18 protein-coding genes are annotated in these 16622 nt (G+C 67.8%); 2 read left to right on the forward strand and 16 right to left on the reverse strand.

Features of this window, described 5'->3' with window-relative positions; genetic code table 11:
• Nucleotides 1-7 precede the first annotated feature (7 nt).
• The 14 genes from AYO52_RS07215 to AYO52_RS07280 all read right to left on the reverse strand — a co-directional run bounded on the left by AYO52_RS07215 (nt 8) and on the right by AYO52_RS07280 (nt 12866).
• Complete coding sequence (locus AYO52_RS07215) at nt 8-547, reverse strand: hypothetical protein (RefSeq protein WP_253701968.1); 540 nt, start codon at nt 545-547, stop codon at nt 8-10.
• 26 nt (nt 548-573) lie between these two features.
• Nucleotides 574-2184 (reverse strand): peptidoglycan DD-metalloendopeptidase family protein, encoded by a 1611-nt coding sequence (locus AYO52_RS07220; protein WP_067715232.1) that lies wholly within the window; start codon nt 2182-2184, stop codon nt 574-576.
• A gap of 4 nt (nt 2185-2188) precedes the next feature.
• Nucleotides 2189-2431: a transposase gene (locus tag AYO52_RS07225; protein WP_063935020.1), complete on the reverse strand. Its 243-nt coding sequence runs from the start codon at nt 2429-2431 to the stop codon at nt 2189-2191.
• Nucleotides 2428-4200 carry an ATP/GTP-binding protein gene (locus AYO52_RS07230; RefSeq protein ID WP_067715234.1) on the reverse strand — a complete coding sequence of 591 codons (1773 nt, stop codon included), beginning with the start codon at nt 4198-4200 and terminating at the stop codon, nt 2428-2430. The genes AYO52_RS07225 and AYO52_RS07230 overlap by 4 nt, the downstream gene beginning before the upstream one ends.
• On the reverse strand, nt 4200-5696 hold the full coding sequence (locus tag AYO52_RS07235; RefSeq protein ID WP_082923841.1) for an SCO6880 family protein: 1497 nt from the start codon (nt 5694-5696) through the stop codon (nt 4200-4202). Before AYO52_RS07235 ends, AYO52_RS07230 begins: the two co-directional genes overlap by 1 nt.
• 17 nt (nt 5697-5713) lie before the next feature.
• Nucleotides 5714-7324, reverse strand: a complete 1611-nt coding sequence (locus AYO52_RS07240) for a hypothetical protein (RefSeq protein WP_156523554.1) — start codon at nt 7322-7324, stop codon at nt 5714-5716.
• Nucleotides 7306-8127, reverse strand: a complete 822-nt coding sequence (locus AYO52_RS07245; RefSeq protein ID WP_067715243.1) for a hypothetical protein — start codon at nt 8125-8127, stop codon at nt 7306-7308. Before AYO52_RS07245 ends, AYO52_RS07240 begins: the two co-directional genes overlap by 19 nt.
• Nucleotides 8124-8723: a hypothetical protein gene (locus AYO52_RS07250; RefSeq protein ID WP_156523555.1), complete on the reverse strand. Its 600-nt coding sequence runs from the start codon at nt 8721-8723 to the stop codon at nt 8124-8126. Before AYO52_RS07250 ends, AYO52_RS07245 begins: the two co-directional genes overlap by 4 nt.
• Nucleotides 8724-8771: 48 nt before the next feature.
• A complete protein-coding gene (locus tag AYO52_RS07255; RefSeq protein WP_067715249.1) occupies nt 8772-9068 on the reverse strand; it encodes a hypothetical protein in 297 nt (98 codons plus the stop codon).
• A gap of 5 nt (nt 9069-9073) precedes the next feature.
• The gene (locus AYO52_RS07260; RefSeq protein WP_067715252.1) at nt 9074-9373 is read right to left on the reverse strand and encodes a hypothetical protein; all 300 of its coding nucleotides are present in this window, start codon (nt 9371-9373) and stop codon (nt 9074-9076) included.
• A gap of 42 nt (nt 9374-9415) precedes the next feature.
• Nucleotides 9416-9970, reverse strand: coding sequence for a DUF6668 family protein (locus AYO52_RS07265; RefSeq protein WP_067715254.1), 555 nt, complete (start codon nt 9968-9970; stop codon nt 9416-9418).
• A gap of 119 nt (nt 9971-10089) precedes the next feature.
• Nucleotides 10090-11589: a cutinase family protein gene (locus tag AYO52_RS07270; RefSeq protein ID WP_067715257.1), complete on the reverse strand. Its 1500-nt coding sequence runs from the start codon at nt 11587-11589 to the stop codon at nt 10090-10092.
• A 176-nt stretch (nt 11590-11765) separates the two neighbouring features.
• A complete protein-coding gene (locus tag AYO52_RS07275) occupies nt 11766-12506 on the reverse strand; it encodes a hypothetical protein (RefSeq protein WP_156523556.1) in 741 nt (246 codons plus the stop codon).
• Nucleotides 12507-12536: 30 nt separating this feature from the next.
• A complete protein-coding gene (locus AYO52_RS07280; protein ID WP_067715263.1) occupies nt 12537-12866 on the reverse strand; it encodes a hypothetical protein in 330 nt (109 codons plus the stop codon).
• 810 nt (nt 12867-13676) lie between these two features.
• Between AYO52_RS07280 and AYO52_RS19245 the strand changes: the two genes are divergently transcribed.
• Nucleotides 13677-14117, forward strand: coding sequence for a helix-turn-helix transcriptional regulator (locus tag AYO52_RS19245; RefSeq protein ID WP_082923844.1), 441 nt, complete (start codon nt 13677-13679; stop codon nt 14115-14117).
• 66 nt (nt 14118-14183) lie between these two features.
• Nucleotides 14184-14762: a hypothetical protein gene (locus AYO52_RS07285; protein ID WP_146166392.1), complete on the forward strand. Its 579-nt coding sequence runs from the start codon at nt 14184-14186 to the stop codon at nt 14760-14762.
• A 278-nt stretch (nt 14763-15040) separates the two neighbouring features.
• Here the strand turns inward: AYO52_RS07285 and AYO52_RS07290 are convergent, their stop codons facing one another.
• Nucleotides 15041-16174 carry a hypothetical protein gene (locus AYO52_RS07290; protein ID WP_156523557.1) on the reverse strand — a complete coding sequence of 378 codons (1134 nt, stop codon included), beginning with the start codon at nt 16172-16174 and terminating at the stop codon, nt 15041-15043.
• Complete coding sequence (locus AYO52_RS07295) at nt 16167-16583, reverse strand: hypothetical protein (RefSeq protein WP_067715278.1); 417 nt, start codon at nt 16581-16583, stop codon at nt 16167-16169. Before AYO52_RS07295 ends, AYO52_RS07290 begins: the two co-directional genes overlap by 8 nt.
• Between the last annotated feature and the right edge of the window lie 39 nt (nt 16584-16622).

Genomic DNA, 16622 nt, shown 5'->3' on the forward strand with positions numbered 1-16622 from the left:
TGCGCGGTTACTCGCCCACAGATCGGTATTGGTAGCTGGCGACCTTCCACGTCTCGCCGGTGCGCTTGAGCTCGACGGTCGCGGTGATGCGCTCGAGCGGGGTCGTTGCTCCGTCGGGGTGCAGCACTTTCTGCTGCACCGTGACCAGGCGCCGAGCTTGGTTCGCGTCCTGCGGGACGGGGTCTTGATCTCCGGCCAGGCTTGCGGCGCCGATCACGCGGTCACCCGAGCGCGCCCATGCCGGCCACTGCCCAGGGGCAGGATCTGGGTCCGGGCGGGTGGTGGCCGCGTCCGCCATCTGGCCGGTGAGCTGGTCGGAGATCGCGTGCATCGCATCCCACGGGGACTGCTGCTGCGCGGGGGTCCACGTGTGAATCCCTGCCATCACCGCCACCGCCACTTCATCGGCGGTCGTGATCGGGTCGATGTGTACGTGCGCATCGGTTCCCGGTTCATCATCGCGTCCAAGCGTCAGAGCCATCGCGACGGCGGCGACCACTACCGCCACCACCGCCGCGGCGACCACGGCTACGCCTTTGGTGTTCATCGCTGTCTCCTACTCGTCGGCGGTGTTCATGCGGCGGCGAACCTTGCGGCCTCTTGCGGCACGATGACCACGTACTTTTGCGTCTCGGCATATGGAGGTACCCCGCCGAACTGCTGCACGGCGCCGGGTCCGGCGTTATAGCCGGCCAGCATCAACGCCTGCGGGTCGCCACTGAGCTCGCCCGAGGCGATGCCCTCTCGCTGGCCCTCGGCGATCTCGCACAGGTAGCGGGCGGCGGCCATCGTCGCGTCCGCCGGGTCCGACGGAGAGCCCGAGCCGGGAGGTCCGGCGATCTGGCCGTTGTCGTCGACCTTGGCGCCCTTGGCCGCCCATGTGCCGGGCATGAACTGCCCGTACCCTTGCGCTCCGGCCGTCGAGACCGCCGTGGCCTGGAAGCCGGCCGATTCGTGGTACAGCAGCCCGGCCAGCAGCGGAGAGTCGACCTCGCGGCAGACCTGGCCTCCCAGGTCGATCCACTTGCGCAGTTCGGCGGGGATCTCGCCCGCGTTCAGGCTGCGATGCCCGAAGTCCGGGGCGCAGTCGTCGCCCCCGGCGGCGCCGGTGGTCTCCGAGGAGTCGTCGGCACCGTCGGTGGGGGCGGCGCCGTAGCGCTGGTCCGGGGTGGGCTTTCCGCCGCCGGCGACGGTGACGTGCACGTGGTCGAAATGGTTCTGGGTCGGGTCGCCCCGGTCCTCCCTCTGGTTGGGCTGCCCGGTGGCGGGGATGTACTGCTGCCGCCAGATCAGGTACTCGATGTTGAAGAACTCGCGGTGCGTCAGCAGGTAGTTCGTGATGCGATTGCCCAGCTCGCGGCCCTCGCTCGAGGAGTAGTCCGGGATCATGATGTCCACGGCGCGGCCCGACGGGTGATCGGGGTAGGCATCAACAGGCCGCCACCCGCCGATGGTCTTCACGTCGGGAAAGCGCTGCGCCACGGCACGGGCCACCCGGATCGAGTCGACCTGCAAGTTCTCCTTGGAGGCGATCTTGTCCGAATCGGGCATCTCCCCACTCGAGGGCGGAGACGGCTGACGGGAGGTCGTTGACTCGTCGGGGGGCGGCTCACTGCCTCCCGAGCCCGGGTTCGCGGCCCGGTCGAGCCACGGCTGCGGATCGGTCTCGCTCCCACCGGTCAGGCGCCCGCCCTGCCACACCTCCAAATGCAGGTGGGCGCCGGTGGACTGGCCGTTGTTTCCGACCTCACCGATGTGCTGTCCTGCGGCAACGGTGTCGCCCACCTGCACGGCCACTCCGTCGTCCCACATATGGCCGTAGACGGTCGAGTAGGGCTGACCGTCGATGGTGTGGTCGATGACGATCCAGTTGCCGAACCCGCTCGCGGGGCCGGCGGCGGTCACCACGCCTGGGGCCATCGCGTACATGGGCGTGCCGTCGGCGGCGGCCAGGTCGATGCCTCGGTGGCCGGGCCGGTCTGCGCTCTTGTAGGTCGAGGACACGACGTAATCGCCTTCGGCGATCGGCAGGCTCAGCTCGCCGGCGGGCACTCCCCCGCCGCCGGTTATGGCCCCGTTCGGGCGGCACCGATCGTCGCTGCCGTCTCCGAGGATCACCACGACCACCAGCGACAGCACGATGATCCCGATGACGATGCCGACGACGAGCTTGGCCGACCGCATCCGTCTACAGCCCTAGCTGCGCTCGAAGGGCCGCGTTCTCGGCTTGCAGCGCCCGCAGGGTGGACGAGTTGTGGGCCTGCCACGTCCCCGCGGCGACCGACCAGCGGCGCACCGAGTCGCGGCTGATGCCGAACTCGCGGGCGACGACCTCGGCGGCGGCTGAGGTCGAGGGGAACTGGGGCTCGAGCTCTGCCAGCCGCGCGACCACCTGGTCGCGGAAATCGGCGTCGTACGCAGTTGAGCTCATGCCGACACCGCCTGCCCGGAGGGCACGCCATCGAGCAGCTCGCGAAAGCGCACGTTCGTGTCGTGGATGTTGGTCTCCCGCTCGGTCGCGGTCAGCAGAACCTGCACCGGGATCCCGGCGGTGCCGTCCTTGGACGACTTGAGCATGAACTTGCCTCGCCCCAGGGGTGGCTTCTTACGCTCGCGGGCTTCGGTGCGCTCGATCGGCGCGCCCTTGGACCAGGCGGTGATCATCGCTGCCTCAGCATCGGTGAACTGGAGAACGCCCTTGAGCCGCTCCAGCTCGCCGGCGGGAAGACCGCCGCAGATGACCATGCCGGCCCGCTCGATGAAGCCCATCGCGGTCTTGACGTCGACCTCGTTGGGCAGCGTCTCCAGGTCTCGGCCCGTGTGGGTGATCATCAGCAATCCGGTGCCGTCGGTGCGGTTCAGGCGCGTGAGCTCGTCGACGCGCTGCACCATCCCCGCCCCGGCGCCCAGGGTCGCCCACATCTCATCGAGAATCGCCAGGAAGTAGCGCTGCGGCGCCAGACCGCAGTCGGCCAGCACGTGCGCGGCCTCCATCGCTCCATAGGCATCGGACCAGCAGGCCAGGAGCACGCCCGCCTTGAGCGACTGGTCTCCTCGAGCGATCGCCGAGACGTCGATGCAGATCGCCGGGGCGTCGAGGTCGATCTTGGTGGTGGTGTGCTCGGCGAACACCTGGCCCATGACGCCGTCGGTCAGCGACTCCAGCGTCTGGACGAGGGTCCGGACCGTGCGCCGGTACTCCGTTTCGTCGGCGACGAACAGCGCTCGCCGCAGGTCGGCGTTTCCGGATCGGATGTAGTCGATCAGGTCTCGCAGTAGCGGCGGTGAGGCGAAGGAGAACCTGCCGCCCTGGCGCATCTCCCGCAACGAGGTGGAGATGACCAGACCCTCGAAGTCAGCCAGCGGCCGACCGCGGATCAGCTCGGCCAGTGCCACGACCATCGTGACCTGCCGCGAGTGCACTGACTCCTCGGTTTCGGTGATGGCCTCGGCAAGGCGTGTGCTGTCCTCGCCCCGGGCGCGGAGCTCGTCCAGATGGGCCTGCATCACCGGGATCGCCTCGCCCAGAGCGCCGGCGGCCAGCGGGTTCAGGTGCCCGTGCCCATGTCCGAGACGGATCACCTGCCCGCGCTTTCCGGCCGGGGTGACCATCGCATCGGTCACCGCCACGTACTCGCCTTTAATGTCCCCGGCCACGATCGGCACATGGCCCTGGGCGACCGCGCCGATGAACTGCTTGCGGATGATCGTGGACTTGCCCAGCCCGGGCAAGGAGAGCACGAACGCCGACGGGTTGCCGATGATGCCGGCCCGGAACCACGACAACACGTCGCCGGAAACGTCCTGGCCGGTCTGTGCGTGAACCCCCAGAGGGACGCCGACCGCCGGGGCGGTCGCCCCGACCACCCACGGGTTGAAACCACAGCCGTAGTTGGTGGAGGTCTGGGTGGCGGCCGGGGCGGAGACCACTGCCATCCGCCCCGAGAACGCGCCCTTGAAGCCGCGGCCGTCGAGGGAGGCGTAGCGATTAGTGAACCGGGGCTTTCCGTAGCGGAGCTGCGGTGCCTGGCGAGCGGTGCGCGCCTGCTCGGCCCGCTCGGGGTGCTCGTCGCACCACCGCTTGTACGCACGGCCGGTTCGTGTGTGCGGCCAGGGAGGGAGCTGATCGCCTGCGGTGATACGGGCGTGCAGCTCTTCCAGCTCTGCCGGCCCGACGGGGGTCTTGGTGCGCCTGGCCATCACTCCGCCTTCGCAAACGAGGAAATCGTGGACTTCTGATCGAGCAACACGCCCAGACCCAGCCCGGCGGCGAACGCCGCATCCTGCTGGCCGTTGGTAGCGTGCAGCCGAAGCTGAGACCGGTTGCCGAGCTGGCCGATGATCGCCGAGCCCTGGTCGAGCAGCTCAGGATCGCGCAGAGTGAGCGTCACCAGCAGCGAGTACTCGCCGAGCTGGCCGCCTCGGGCCAGCGCCTGCCGCGCGGCCTCGGTGCGCTCCAGGCGCAGGCCGGCAGAGGCCTTGCCGATCGAGCGGGTCTTGTTCGCAGCGTTGACCGCGTCGGTGTGCTCCTTCTCGACCTGCCTCACCCCGTCACCGGCGGCGATCGGGCGGTAGATCAGCGTCACGCGCTTGCGGGGAATGTCTGACTTCGGCTCCAACAGGGGCCGCAGGACGTGGTCCGGGAACGCGGCGGCCGGCGGGGCGGCCATCTCGAACGAGCGGGACACCCAGTCTTCGTGGCGGTAGTGATTCCACTTCGCCACAGCCTCGGCCGGGCCGGCGTCGTCCCAGTCCACTCCGAGCGGCTCGCCAGACAGGCGAGCGCTGTTGATGGTCTCCTCCAGGTCGGGGCGGTAGCAACGCAACGCCAGCCCGATCGCGTCCTCCGGGTTCATCGGTGTGGCAGACACTCCCGCGTACTCGAGCCGCTGGTACAGCCCGGGCAGCCGGAAACCCAGATCGGTGGCCATCGCCTCGGGGTCCTTGCGCTGCATCGCGGTGGCGGCCTTGAAGGTGACCGCGATCCACGACCGCGTGACGAGCTTGCCGCGAGCGAACTCCACCGCCGATTCCGCCTGGATGCGGCGGGCGATTTCCGGGGTGGACTCGCTGACCGAGTCCTTCACCGCGGCGATGAGATCCTGCCCGGTCGTCGGGTACGACTCGACGGTCACCGTGGCCGCCACGACGTCGTCGTTGAGCGACAGCTCGGCGAGCCAGGCGCCCCACTCGGCGGTCATGTCGTTGCGGTCGGCCACCGTCAGCGGCTCCTGGCCACGTGAGGCCGCGTCCAACAGGACGGTGTACTGGTTGAGCGCACGGTCGCGGATGAGCGCGAAATCGTTGCCGGCCACGTCGCGGCCGACGTGCAGCTCGGTCTTGGCCAGGGCTCCGGGCAGCCGGTATCGGCCTCCCGGTACCCGCGAGTTGGGCCCGGACCGGTACACCGTGGAACCAGCGGCCTGTGCCCGCCAGAATTGCCAACGCATTTGAGCCACCTCGTAGAGAGTTCGATTACCGATACGCAGCACTGCCGGGGCCAGGTACGCCACCGCCAACACCGCAATGAGCGCTCCCGCGCCTAGTCCGCCCTGCATCAGCACCAACATCGCCACGATGAAGGCGATCCCGGCGATGATCGTGGCCCGCAGCGGCAAGCCGAACATGCCGGTGCGCTGCGACTTCTCACCCAACGTGTAGAGCCGAAGGTCCGCCTGCTCACCTGATGCAGACACCAGCTATCTCCTTGCCGTCAGCGGTAGTGGTGGGGTGTCGGGTGAGCTGCCAGCGCACCGTCGATCATCTGCTCGGTCGTCTGTGTCGCTCGAGCCGTCGTCTGAGCTGCCGTCGCCACCGCGCCCACGCCAGCGGCGGCGAAGCCCGCTACGGTGCCTGCGCCGCGGGCCGCACTTGCCACTGCCCCGCCGACACCGCCCGACGAGCTGGTGCCCGTGCCTGGGGAGCTGGTGCCTCCGGCTGGTGTGCCGCCCCCCGAGGGTGCCGACGGAGTCGGTCCTGATGGGCTGGCCGCCGGCGGTGACGACGAGCCTGCCGAGGAGTGCGGGCCGAGATAGGCCGCGCCGTTCGCGGCACTCTGGTTTCCCGAGCCGGACGACGACGCTGCGCCGCCAAGGCTCTGCTGGGCGTTACCCAGCGCAGCCCCGGCGGCGCCGGCGACAGCGCCCGTGGCTCCGGCAGCGGCGGCGCCGATGCCTGCGGCGCTGCCACCGGCCACCGAGGCAGACACCGCCGGGGCGACGACGCGCATCAGCGCGGGCAGCACGAGACCGGCCGCGGCCAGCAGCAGCATCGCCGAGACCGCCTCCATGACCGAGGGCTGGTCAGTTCCCGAGCTGAGCCAGAACGCCACCAGGTACAGCAGTGTTGCCACCGGCTTGAACAGCAGCGCCGCGACGACGAACCCGATCATCGACTTGAAGGCCTGCTTGCCGGTGCTCAGCGCGAACGACGCTGCCGCCAACGGCAACAGTCCCACCACCACCACCAGCAGGCCCTCGCGGATCACCAGCGCCAGCATCTGCGCCAGGGCACCCAGCAGCGCGAACACCACCAGGATCAACACCGCGGCCGGCCCGAGTCCGGTCTCCTCGTCGATGAGCGCGACCGCGTTGATCCTGGCCTCTGGATCCCCGCCCAGACCGTCGGTGAGCCACTGCGTCGAGACCAGGTCGGTGGCCATGTGCAGCGACATGATCACCGCCGGCAGCGCGGCCCCGGCAAGGATGAAGTTGAAAACTAGCTGCCCGACGTCCTCGAACCCATCACCCAATCCGCGGTTCCGGGCGACCGCCATCCGTGCCCCCGCAATGATCAGCGACACCACGAACAGCAGTACCTGCGCCCACAGCGTCAGGTTGAATACGCCCGCCACTGACGACTCGAAGTCTGCTCCCGAGAAGGGTGACTCCTTAATCCACATCGTCATGATCAGCGACAACGCCTGAGCATTACCCTCCAGCAGGGACTTAACGAAGTCTCCGATCGGGTCGCCCCAGAAGCCGGACGTCACTGCCTCGATCGCATCGGTCGGATGAAGGGCTGCACCGGCGGTGTTGCATGCGCCAGAGACGACGCCGCGCGCGGGCGCGGTGAGCGTTTCACGCAGTCCGCCGGCCTGAGCCGACTCCCTCAGCCACTCATGGGCTCCGGTGCCGGCCAACAATCCGCCGTCGAACCCTTCACCGTCGAGATCGCCGTTGCGGCAGTCCTCGTAGAACGACTGAAACTCATTCTGATCCGTGTCCTGAGCAGCAGCCGGTGCCGCGAAGGCAACCGAGGCCAGGACCGCGGCCAGAAGCGCAATCGCGAGTTGCTTGAGGCGTGTCAGATCCACAGCACCCACGACCGATCCAGCTCCTCCACGGGCGGCAGCGAGCGCCCGGAGACGATCTCCCACTGCTCGCCAGTCCACGACAGGGACACGCGCATCATCGGGTGCTCTGTCGCGCTGACGTCGATGGTGTCGACCTGGCCGACAGCCTCAGACACCGACGGCATCGCCGCCTCAACCGTGCAGAAGTCGGGCGAGCAGTGACTGAAGCGGAACCACCGTGGCGCCTGAAACCCCTCGGCTGCCTGCATCGCCCGCCCCTGGGTGGCCGCGCCACGTGCGCGCAGCTCCTCGAGCAGCTCCGGATCTTCCGCGACCAGATCAGGCGCGTATCGCTGCATGAAGTCGGCGTAGACCGGCCCCATCTCCAGCCCCAGACCGATGTAGTTGGCCGTGAGCAGAGCCGCGCCAACGGGAGAACGGGCGTACCCGGTCATCACGCCTCGCTCCACCGCGGTCGGGCCATCCGAGGACGAGACCATTAACGTGGTCCCGCTCGGGACACGCTGAAGCGCGAGACCCGTCGGCGCCGCGACCGGCTCGGTCCCGCCGGGAAACGCGCCCGCCTGGCCGGTCTGTGCAACAGGCTCACCTTCGGGAGCGTCCACGACCGTCACTTGCCGGCCCACGAGGTCGCTGACCACCCGCCCTGGCTGCTCCGCAGGCGCCGGGCTCGCCGTCGCAGTGGGCGGGGCCGGCGCAGGTGCCGCCTGGCCGCTCTGCTCATCGCTTCCGCTCATGGCGATGACCAGGACCAGCACCATCAGAGCGACGATCAGCACCGCTGCGCCGCTGATCCATGCCTTCTTCGTCATTTGCTGTCCTCATCCCAGGTCGTGAAGCCGTCGAGTGCTTGAATCTCGGCCGCGTCGATGTCGTCCTGCTGTGTCGGAAGCACGAGCTTCCAGTCCGCCCCTGTCCACGCCAACTGCACCGGATAGGCCGCCAGCAGGGGCTCCTGTTCTCCCGGCGCCGGCGGGGTCGATGTAGCCAGCAAGACAATCGCCTTCTCGGGCGAATAGTCGGTGACCTTGAACGCGGTGAAGGTGGCGGCAACCGACGGATCGACTGCACCCGACACGCTCATCAGCACGCGGGCTTGCGCCCACTGATCCCGGCCGGGGCCGGGAGCGGTGACCGTGCGCACCACTTCGGGCCACGTGGAATCGGACGCCGTGGCCAAAGCCGCCTGCCCGTTCGCCGCCGCCAGAGCCGCGCCTTGCGGGGTATGGCTGTACCCCTGGGGCGGAGACGTTCGCGCCGGCCCGTCGGCGCGGGAGGTCGGCACCTTGAGCCCGGCTACGCTCCGCCACGTCAGATCGGCCGGGGCAGAAGCGGTGTCCACAACTGGCGGCTGCTCGACCTGCTCATCGTTTGAGCAGGCGGTGCTCGCCGTCAGCAGCAGCGTCACCGCTGCAGCGGTGAAAGCGCGTCGCATCTTGGACAACAGGAACTCCCTCTAGGTGAATACGTCGGCAATGTGCCCGGCGGAGGCCACGATCACGCAGCCGAGGATGACCTTGATCGTGATGGCCTGGATCGAAGGGCCGTACTGGTCGACTAGGCGGTTGTCGATCGTCAGCAGCGCCCCGATTGCCATTACTCCGGCGACTACGACGGCGGTGGCTCCCCATTTGACCCAGCCGACCGCCTGGGTGAATCGGGTCATCGCCTCGGCTGGAGGACCGACAGGGCTGGTCGGAGGCAGCACTACCGCCGGGTCCTGCGCCAGAACGGTCACCACGTCGGTGAGCACGGCGGTTAGGAGACCAGGGCGTTGACGATGGGGCCGGCCAGCATGATCAGCAGGCAACCGCCGATGATCCGTGCGACCGTGCTTTGGACCTCATCACCGTTGCCGGACCGGCGAGCCATGATGAAGTAGGCCCCGGCGGCCATCACGCCCATAACGCCGAGCGCGATGCAGCCCCACATGAAGTACGCCAGGGCGGTGTCGACCTTCTCGCCAGCACCGGGGATCTCCATCGGGGACAGGTTCTCTCCGACGGCGATGACCTGATCGGCCACCGGGGCGGCGGCGTGAATCGTCTCGACAATCATGGTGGTGCTCCTTGTGGTGAAGTGATGCGGTTGAAGATGGAGTTAGGGCTTGCCGGGGCGGTTTCGCCACTGCTCGCCTGCCGCGGCGAAGACCTCCGCGGCAGCGGTGGCGACCGATTCCGGGACCGCGTCGGTGGGCGCTAGCGGACGGGCGAACCGCTTAGCCGGTGGCGGGGTGTAGTCCGGGGTCCACTGCGCCAGTTCGGTTGGCTCCGAGGTCAGCAGCTCGGGAACCCAGTCGATGTGCCAGCTCGCCCCGGCAGCGGCGGCGACGAGCTCGCGTCGGCGGGACAGTGTCAGGTCCGGTTTGCCGGGGGCTGCGGCGACGGTGACCAGGCCCAGCAGCGAGCAGCCACCGACTTCTCCTGCTTGGTGCTGAAGGCACAGCCGGTGCGCTGCATTGAGGCCGACCGTGTGCATTCGTGCGACGACGACGACGAACGGCGCTTTCTCGGCGGACGGCCAGCCTCGCTGACTGTCTGCGGCCGGCGCCCACATGGATTCCAACGTCGACACCCCGGCACCGCCGTGGGCGCCGAGCAACCAGATCACCGGGGTCTGGCTGTCGGCGGGGCGCGGGACGGGTGTGTCCCACACCGGTGCGCGGTCCCCTTCGGCTGGCACAGCCAGCCACCCGGGCACAGCCTTAGATGATGGGCGTGGGAGTTTGTGGGCGCTGGTCATGCTCGCCTCCTTCGTCTTGTCCCTTGCGGGCGTCACGCGGTCACCGAGGCCAGGGCCTCGGAGAGTCCGGCGATGTCGGCGGTCTGCGACTTCGCCGGGAGCTTGGACAGCTGGTCGTCCCCGGCTCCCGACCGGATCAGGGCCATGCGGTCGGCATCCGTGGACTGGCTGATCTGACTGACCGGCTCCATCCCCCGGGCAACGGCGAGGTCGTTGGCCGCGGCCAGCGCCCACTGCTGGGTGATCGCCGCCGGGGACTGCCCTGATGCCGTAAATGGGGTGCGGTCGTACATGCCGTGGGCGTCGATCGCGTTCCAGGTCTGAGTCTGGGTCGCCAGGTCGACCAGGCCCGTCGTGTCGGACACCGTGTGCTCGATCTCGCCGATCACCCGCTGCAGACCGGAGTCCACGGTTGCGGGAGTAATGACCTCAGACGCCGCAACAGCGAGCTGGCCCACCAGCACCGCTGCCGCCGCTGCCGGGCTCGCTGCGCCGGCCACCGCGATCTGCGCGATGTTCTCCGGCGTCAGGGTCTTCTTCGCCACGGTGATCGACGCTCCGAGCGCCATCCCGGCCAGCTTGGTCCCGGCCTCCACCAGCAGTGCGGTCGGATCGGTCGGGTTCTGCACCTGGGTCGGATCGGAGTAGCGCGCCATCCGCGACAGCGTGGTGTTGCCCCGGCTGGCCGGGGCGATGGTGAACCCACTTCCGTCGGAGTACTCCACGTCTTCGGCGATGGTCTCTGCGGCCGTGAACAGCACCGACTGCCCCGCCACGGTGGCGACGTTGACCAGCGCACGGATCGGGTCTCCCCCGGTCTCGCTCTGTCCGGCGATGTTGGCTACGACCTGGAACAGATCGGAGTCGGGCGGGGTGTCGCACGCCAGGTCTCCGGGGACGCAGAACGAGGCGACTCGATCGGCCACCGCACCAAAATCCGGGGCCGACGTGTTCGGGGAGATTCCGCGCCCCTCCGGCCGCGGGGCACCTTCACCCACGTCGATCGCCGCCACCGCGGCGCCCTCCGTGCCCGGCACCGCCCCCGGAGTCGTCCGGGACGAGCCTTCCTGGAAGATCGGAGCGCCCTGAGCACGGGTGGGATCACTCATCAGCGCCGCACCGGCGAACTGCTCGGGAGTGACCGGCCCGGAGCCGGCGCCGATCTCTCGAGCCAGCGCCGAGGCGACCTGGGCGCCCTGGCTGTAGCCGGAGACGAAGATCTTGGTCTCCGGGCATCGCTCGACCGTCTCGGCGATGAGCTTTCGCCCGTTCTCTATGCCGACGGTGACGCTCTCGGCATAACTCGACTGGTCCTCTGAGGGGACGAAGCCTCCGAATGATGCCGGGTACGGCACATAGGTGCGGCTCATACGCGCCTGGCCATCGGCGTTAGCCGCTCTGACGGCGGGACTCACCACGCGAGCCATCCATCCCGTGTCCGCGTCGGTCTTGGAGTTTCTCGTTGACTCCGTCGTGCCGTTGATCGCCACGAGCTGCACCAGCGGGCACTCATCGCCCTCGGGCAACGCCACCTCGGAGGTCCCTCGAGACGAGGTCGGGACCGTAGCGGTTGAGGTCAAAGGTCGAGCCGTGGTGGCGGAGGGTGTAGCGCTAGCCGTGGTTTGCGCCTGGACCCCTCCCGCTTGGGCCACCACTGCCAACGATGATGCCGTGATGACAGCGCCGATCCTTGCCACGTTCCCCGGCTTCATTCGCTGGCTCCTTCAGAGTTCTCTTCGATCGAGACGATCCGGACCTCCCCGTTCTCACGGGTGGTCGTCACGCGCTGGTAGTAGGTCGTTTCGCTGCCGTCAGGAGCGGTCTCGGTCAGCTCGACCACGGCGTCGGCGCCGTCGCGCTCGATATGCAGGCAGTGCGTTGTTCCACGGGCCACTGAGTCGATGCCCTCCTGAAGAGCATCGAGATTGGTGATCTGGGAGTCCTTCGCCAACAGCGGCTTCATCTCGTCGACGTCTCTCGCGACGTAGTAGGCGTGTTGGAAGGCCAGTACGACACCGGCAACCGACTCTTGATCGCCTTTGCCGTTGCCCGAGACGGCGGTGGCCGACTCGGAGGTCTCACACTCCGACTCGGCCACCGCACCGCCCTCGTCTGCCGCCGCTGTCGGCGGAAGCTTCAACGTCGGAGATGCCGACGTCTCCGGGCCCGACAGCAGGGAGGACATCACCCAGGCGCCGGCGCCGATTACCACCAGCACTGCCGCGACGACACCTACGAACAGCAATCTGACGCGCCCCCGGTTGTCGGCCCGGCCTGGCGTGGTCTGGTCGGCAGCCGGGATCGGGTCGGGTAGGTCGAACCATTGCTCGTCAGTGGAGGAAGGGCCGGCGGGGACTGCCTCCAGATGACGGGCGTCCTCCCGATCGTCAGCAGAATCTGACGGCTCTACGCCTGAGAACCACTCGGGCTGATCGTCGTCTGCACTCACCACTAGCCCCTCTCTCCTGCTCGATGTCGGTCAGTTGAAGTGGACCGGCGGGACGCCCGGGATGTTCAGGTTGTTGATCGACCCGGCGGCCGCGTCCTTGGCCTGGTTGATGGAGTCGTTGATCCCGTTCTCCACGCCCAGCGCGGCGTGGGGGTTGCCGCCGATTGCGCCGGCGCCCGCGCCCAGGGCCGCGGATCCGCCCGCGGCCGAGCCGGTGCCGGCCAGGCCGGCGATCGCGGTACCAGCGGTGGCAATCGGACCGGCGGTGACCGCCGCGCCGACGATGGGCGCGGCGATTGGGCCGAGGCTGACCAGCGCTGCGATGATCGCGCCGGAGATGGCCGTAGCTGCTGCAAGCATTCTGTGTTCCTCTTTCGCTATTGAGTGAGTACTGACGAGCGGGCGCTCGTCAGCCGATGTGGAGCTGCTTCGGGGCGATCGGGGCTTGGGGCACGACTGGTGCGCGGCCGCCCAGGTCGATCGTGAGTCCCGGTGCGGGGGCCGGGGCCTGCTGGACCGGCGCAGGAGCGGGCGCCGGAGCTGGCGCTGGAGCGGGTGCCTGACGGACCGGTGCCGGGGCCTGCTGCACGGGTGCCTGACGCACCGGTGCCGGGGCCTGCTGCACGGGCACCTGACGCACCGGAGCTGGAGCCTGCTGCACGGGCGCGACCGCCGGCGCCGGCGCCTCCGCCTGCTGGACTGCGGGAGCCTCCGGGGTGGCAGCCTCCGATGCTCGCTCTCGACGAGGGTCGGGATTGTCTTCCTTCTTCGCCTTCTTGACCTCGGTGGCGGCGGAAATGCCGGCTTGCTGCGCCACCGGCTTCGCCCGCGCTGCTGCGGGAGCGGGTGTCGCACGAGCCGTGGCCCGAGTGGTCGACGCCTGACCCTCCACGACCCCGGCTTGAGCCGTCGTCGCCTTCGCTGGCTTCTGAGCCTCGGTGACACCTGCCTGCGTGCCGGCCAGGGCGAGGGTGACGCCTCCGAACGCGACAATCGCTGCGGTGGTTCCGATGAGCGCTCCCCTGAGCGCGGTCCGAGAATGGTGCATGGTCTACCCCTGTCGCCGTTTTATAGTGACACCCTAACCCCTCCGGGGCGCATGTCAACGTCACTATAGGACGCAACCGTAAAGTCGTGGGGAAACATCAGGACGGCGACGGAGGAGTGCACATGGGAAGGGCCTCAGCCCATGCCTTCTCCCCCGAGGTTCTTGTCGATTTGCGTCGCAGTGCGGGTCTTTCGCAGGCTGCGCTGGGTGATGCACTGGGGGTGAGTTCGGGCTCAGTCCGTGCTTGGGAGCGGGGTCGGAAGATCCCTCAGGCGGATATGTTGGGCCGGTTGGCAGAACTGTTGAGTGCGGCGCTCTCGAGCACCGTTACCGTTGCCGACCTGGTCGACATTCCCGATACCGGCAGAACTCTCGCTGACTGGCGTGTGCTCCGAGCCTTGACCCAAGGTGAAGCCGCGCGACGCGCTGGCCTCTCCACCTCGCATTATGGGGCGATTGAGCGTGGAGACAGCCCCTTGGCGGCGCATAGTGTTCCCCATCTCGCTGATGCTCTGGGAATCACCCCGGACGAGGTCATCGCTGCCGCAGGCGAGCGCGGGTAGGGCGGTTAACTGCTTTTGGGCCTGTCCACAAAGAACTTGACAGGTGTCCGGCCTAGGCTTGTGGACATGACAGCTCGACTTGCCGACGCGGTACGGAAGAGGCGCGCCGAGCTCTCGCTCAACCTGATTCAAGTCCGGGACCGGGGCGGCCCGCGGGCGCCCATCATGGTGAGAATCGAACGCGGAGACACCGAGGTGATAACCCCCGAGATCCTCGACGCTCTTGACCGGTCGCTGGAGTGGACGATCGGTAGCGCTGCGAGCACTCTTGAAGGAGGCACTCCCACTCCCCGAGAGACGGCGGAAGTGCAGTTTGCACCGTCGGGGGTCACGATCTCCCACGGCGAGGTCGCTGCTCTCACCGCCGCCACATTCCGGTTACAGCAGCTTTCCAGTGACCGCGCCCAGGATTCCGACCTGGTCGAGGCTATCGAGGACCTCGCCCAGGCAGTGGCCCCGCTATATGGTCAGTTCATCACGGAGTTACTGGCCGCGAATACCCACGGACTTGGTAGCGATATTGTCGTTGACGCAGTAGCTCCGCTGCTGGCCGAGCGTGCGGACTCCGAACTCGACGAAGGCGCTGCGCTGCGTAGATGGCTGGCGATGCCGGACGCCAAACGTGATCGCGGGGAGGACGCATGACGCAAGCGGACCGACTTCAGCAACTCATGTGTGTATGGCGTGATCCCTCTGGCGGGATCCGCACCGTCGAGGAAATTGCTGCGCACACGCCGCCGACGGTTGGCGTTACTCCCGAGCTGTTGGGAGACGTTCTCGCGGGGAAGGCAGTGCTCACCGAAGCCCAATGCGAGGCTGTCGCTGCGTTCTACAAGGTCCCCGGTCGCTACCTCAGCGATGGGGACGAGAAAATTCATGAGCAGCTGGAGCTGCTCAGGCACCTGGTGAATGCAGGTGCAAGGTCAGTCCGACTGCGGGGCAAACCGGTCGACACCACGCGAAAAGCCCTTCTCGCTGCCGTGTCCCGCCGTGTGTCGTAGTTGCTTGGCTCGCTGCCACTGCACCGACAGCTCCCCCGCCTGGCCGACGGCGTCGACGGCAAGCAGACCCTCGTCACCGAGGTGGTCTGTTCGCCTGTCGCGCTGCATCCCCGCGTCCTGAATTGCGAGTGCGAGGACCAGTGCCGGAGGTTCGGCGCTCACTTTGCGAGCTGCGCGCATATGACGGTCGTTCACCAGGGGCGCCAGATGAGCAAGAGCGTCGACGCTCTCCACGATGGCTCGGAGGCGCTGCTCCTTGCCGCGCAGACTCCACGGATCACTGAGAGCCACCTCAGGGCACGCCGTTCTCAGGTCCAGCCACATAGCCGTCATCGGATCGACCCAGCTATCTTCCGCTCCACGGTTGGCCACCAGTGCCGAAATGACGGCACCAATTGTCAGAAGAACTGCGAAGACGACCCCATTTGGTACACCGCGGCCGTCTAGGAGACTGTGATCATCTCGAAGAGCGCTGAACCCCACGGCCACAAACACGGTGAAGTTGTCGATGACCAGGAAGGCGTAGACCAGCGTCACCACCGCGCCGACTAGCCGCGACCGGCTTAGTCCCCAGGAGCCGATGAGCTGTTTGACCAGCAGAAACAATCCGACCAACGTGGGAAGACAGAAGATGGCGAAGTACCACAACGCCCAGCCGCTTGGAGCAGACTCCATTTGGTCACCGGCGCGTGGGGCTACAGCGGCAGTGATGACCAGTAGCACCGTCAGCCCGCCGCTAATGGCGTAGAGGACAGGCACCAGCCGTGGGTGTTTGACGTCGCCCTGCGTGGCAAACCAGAGCAAGATCACGCCAGCCACCGCCACGAGGCACGCTCCATGAATTAGTGCGCGCAGGATCGCTGCCCCAAGGAGCGGCTCAACGACGTCGTAGATCAGGCCCACCTTCAATGTCAGGGCCACAGCCCCCGCGGCCAGTGATTCGGTTAGCCGCCGGGGAGCTCCACCGCTGCGTGCCGCGTACACCCGCCACAAGATCGCCGCCCAGGTGATCGCAAGTAGCGTGAAATCGAGCCAGGCTGGCAGCAGATTACGCATGGTTATCCACCCCAAAGGCGCGCCATAGCTCCCGCCCACCAGACGTTTCCTGGGCTTGGCGCAACTGCCTCTCGACCTCGATCCCGGTGGTCATACGCGCAAGGATGAGTGTGCCGAGGAACTCCGCTTCGTACTCCTCTAGCGAAGAGTGGTTCTCGCGTTTAAGCAGGCGGTGAACCTCGCTCAAGTCCAGATCCGGAAAGTACGCGTCCATTCCGTGGGCCGCGTCCGGCGTGGCGAGGTCTCCCCGATGTCCCAGGAGCAGGTGGGCGATCTCGTGGGCCGTCACGGCATCTTGGTGCCACTGCGGTGTGCCGGCACCCAGAATGATGTGGTCCGCAGAATCGAACTGGACCAGCAGGCCGCACGCCTCCGTACTCAGCGCTCCCTCCATCTGCTCGACTGTCACGGGTCTCCCCCGCTGTCGAGAGATCTCCCCCAGCAAGGA

The sequence above is a fragment of the Dietzia sp. 111N12-1 genome, from assembly GCF_001658045.1.
GTDB lineage: Bacteria > Actinomycetota > Actinomycetes > Mycobacteriales > Mycobacteriaceae > Dietzia > Dietzia kunjamensis.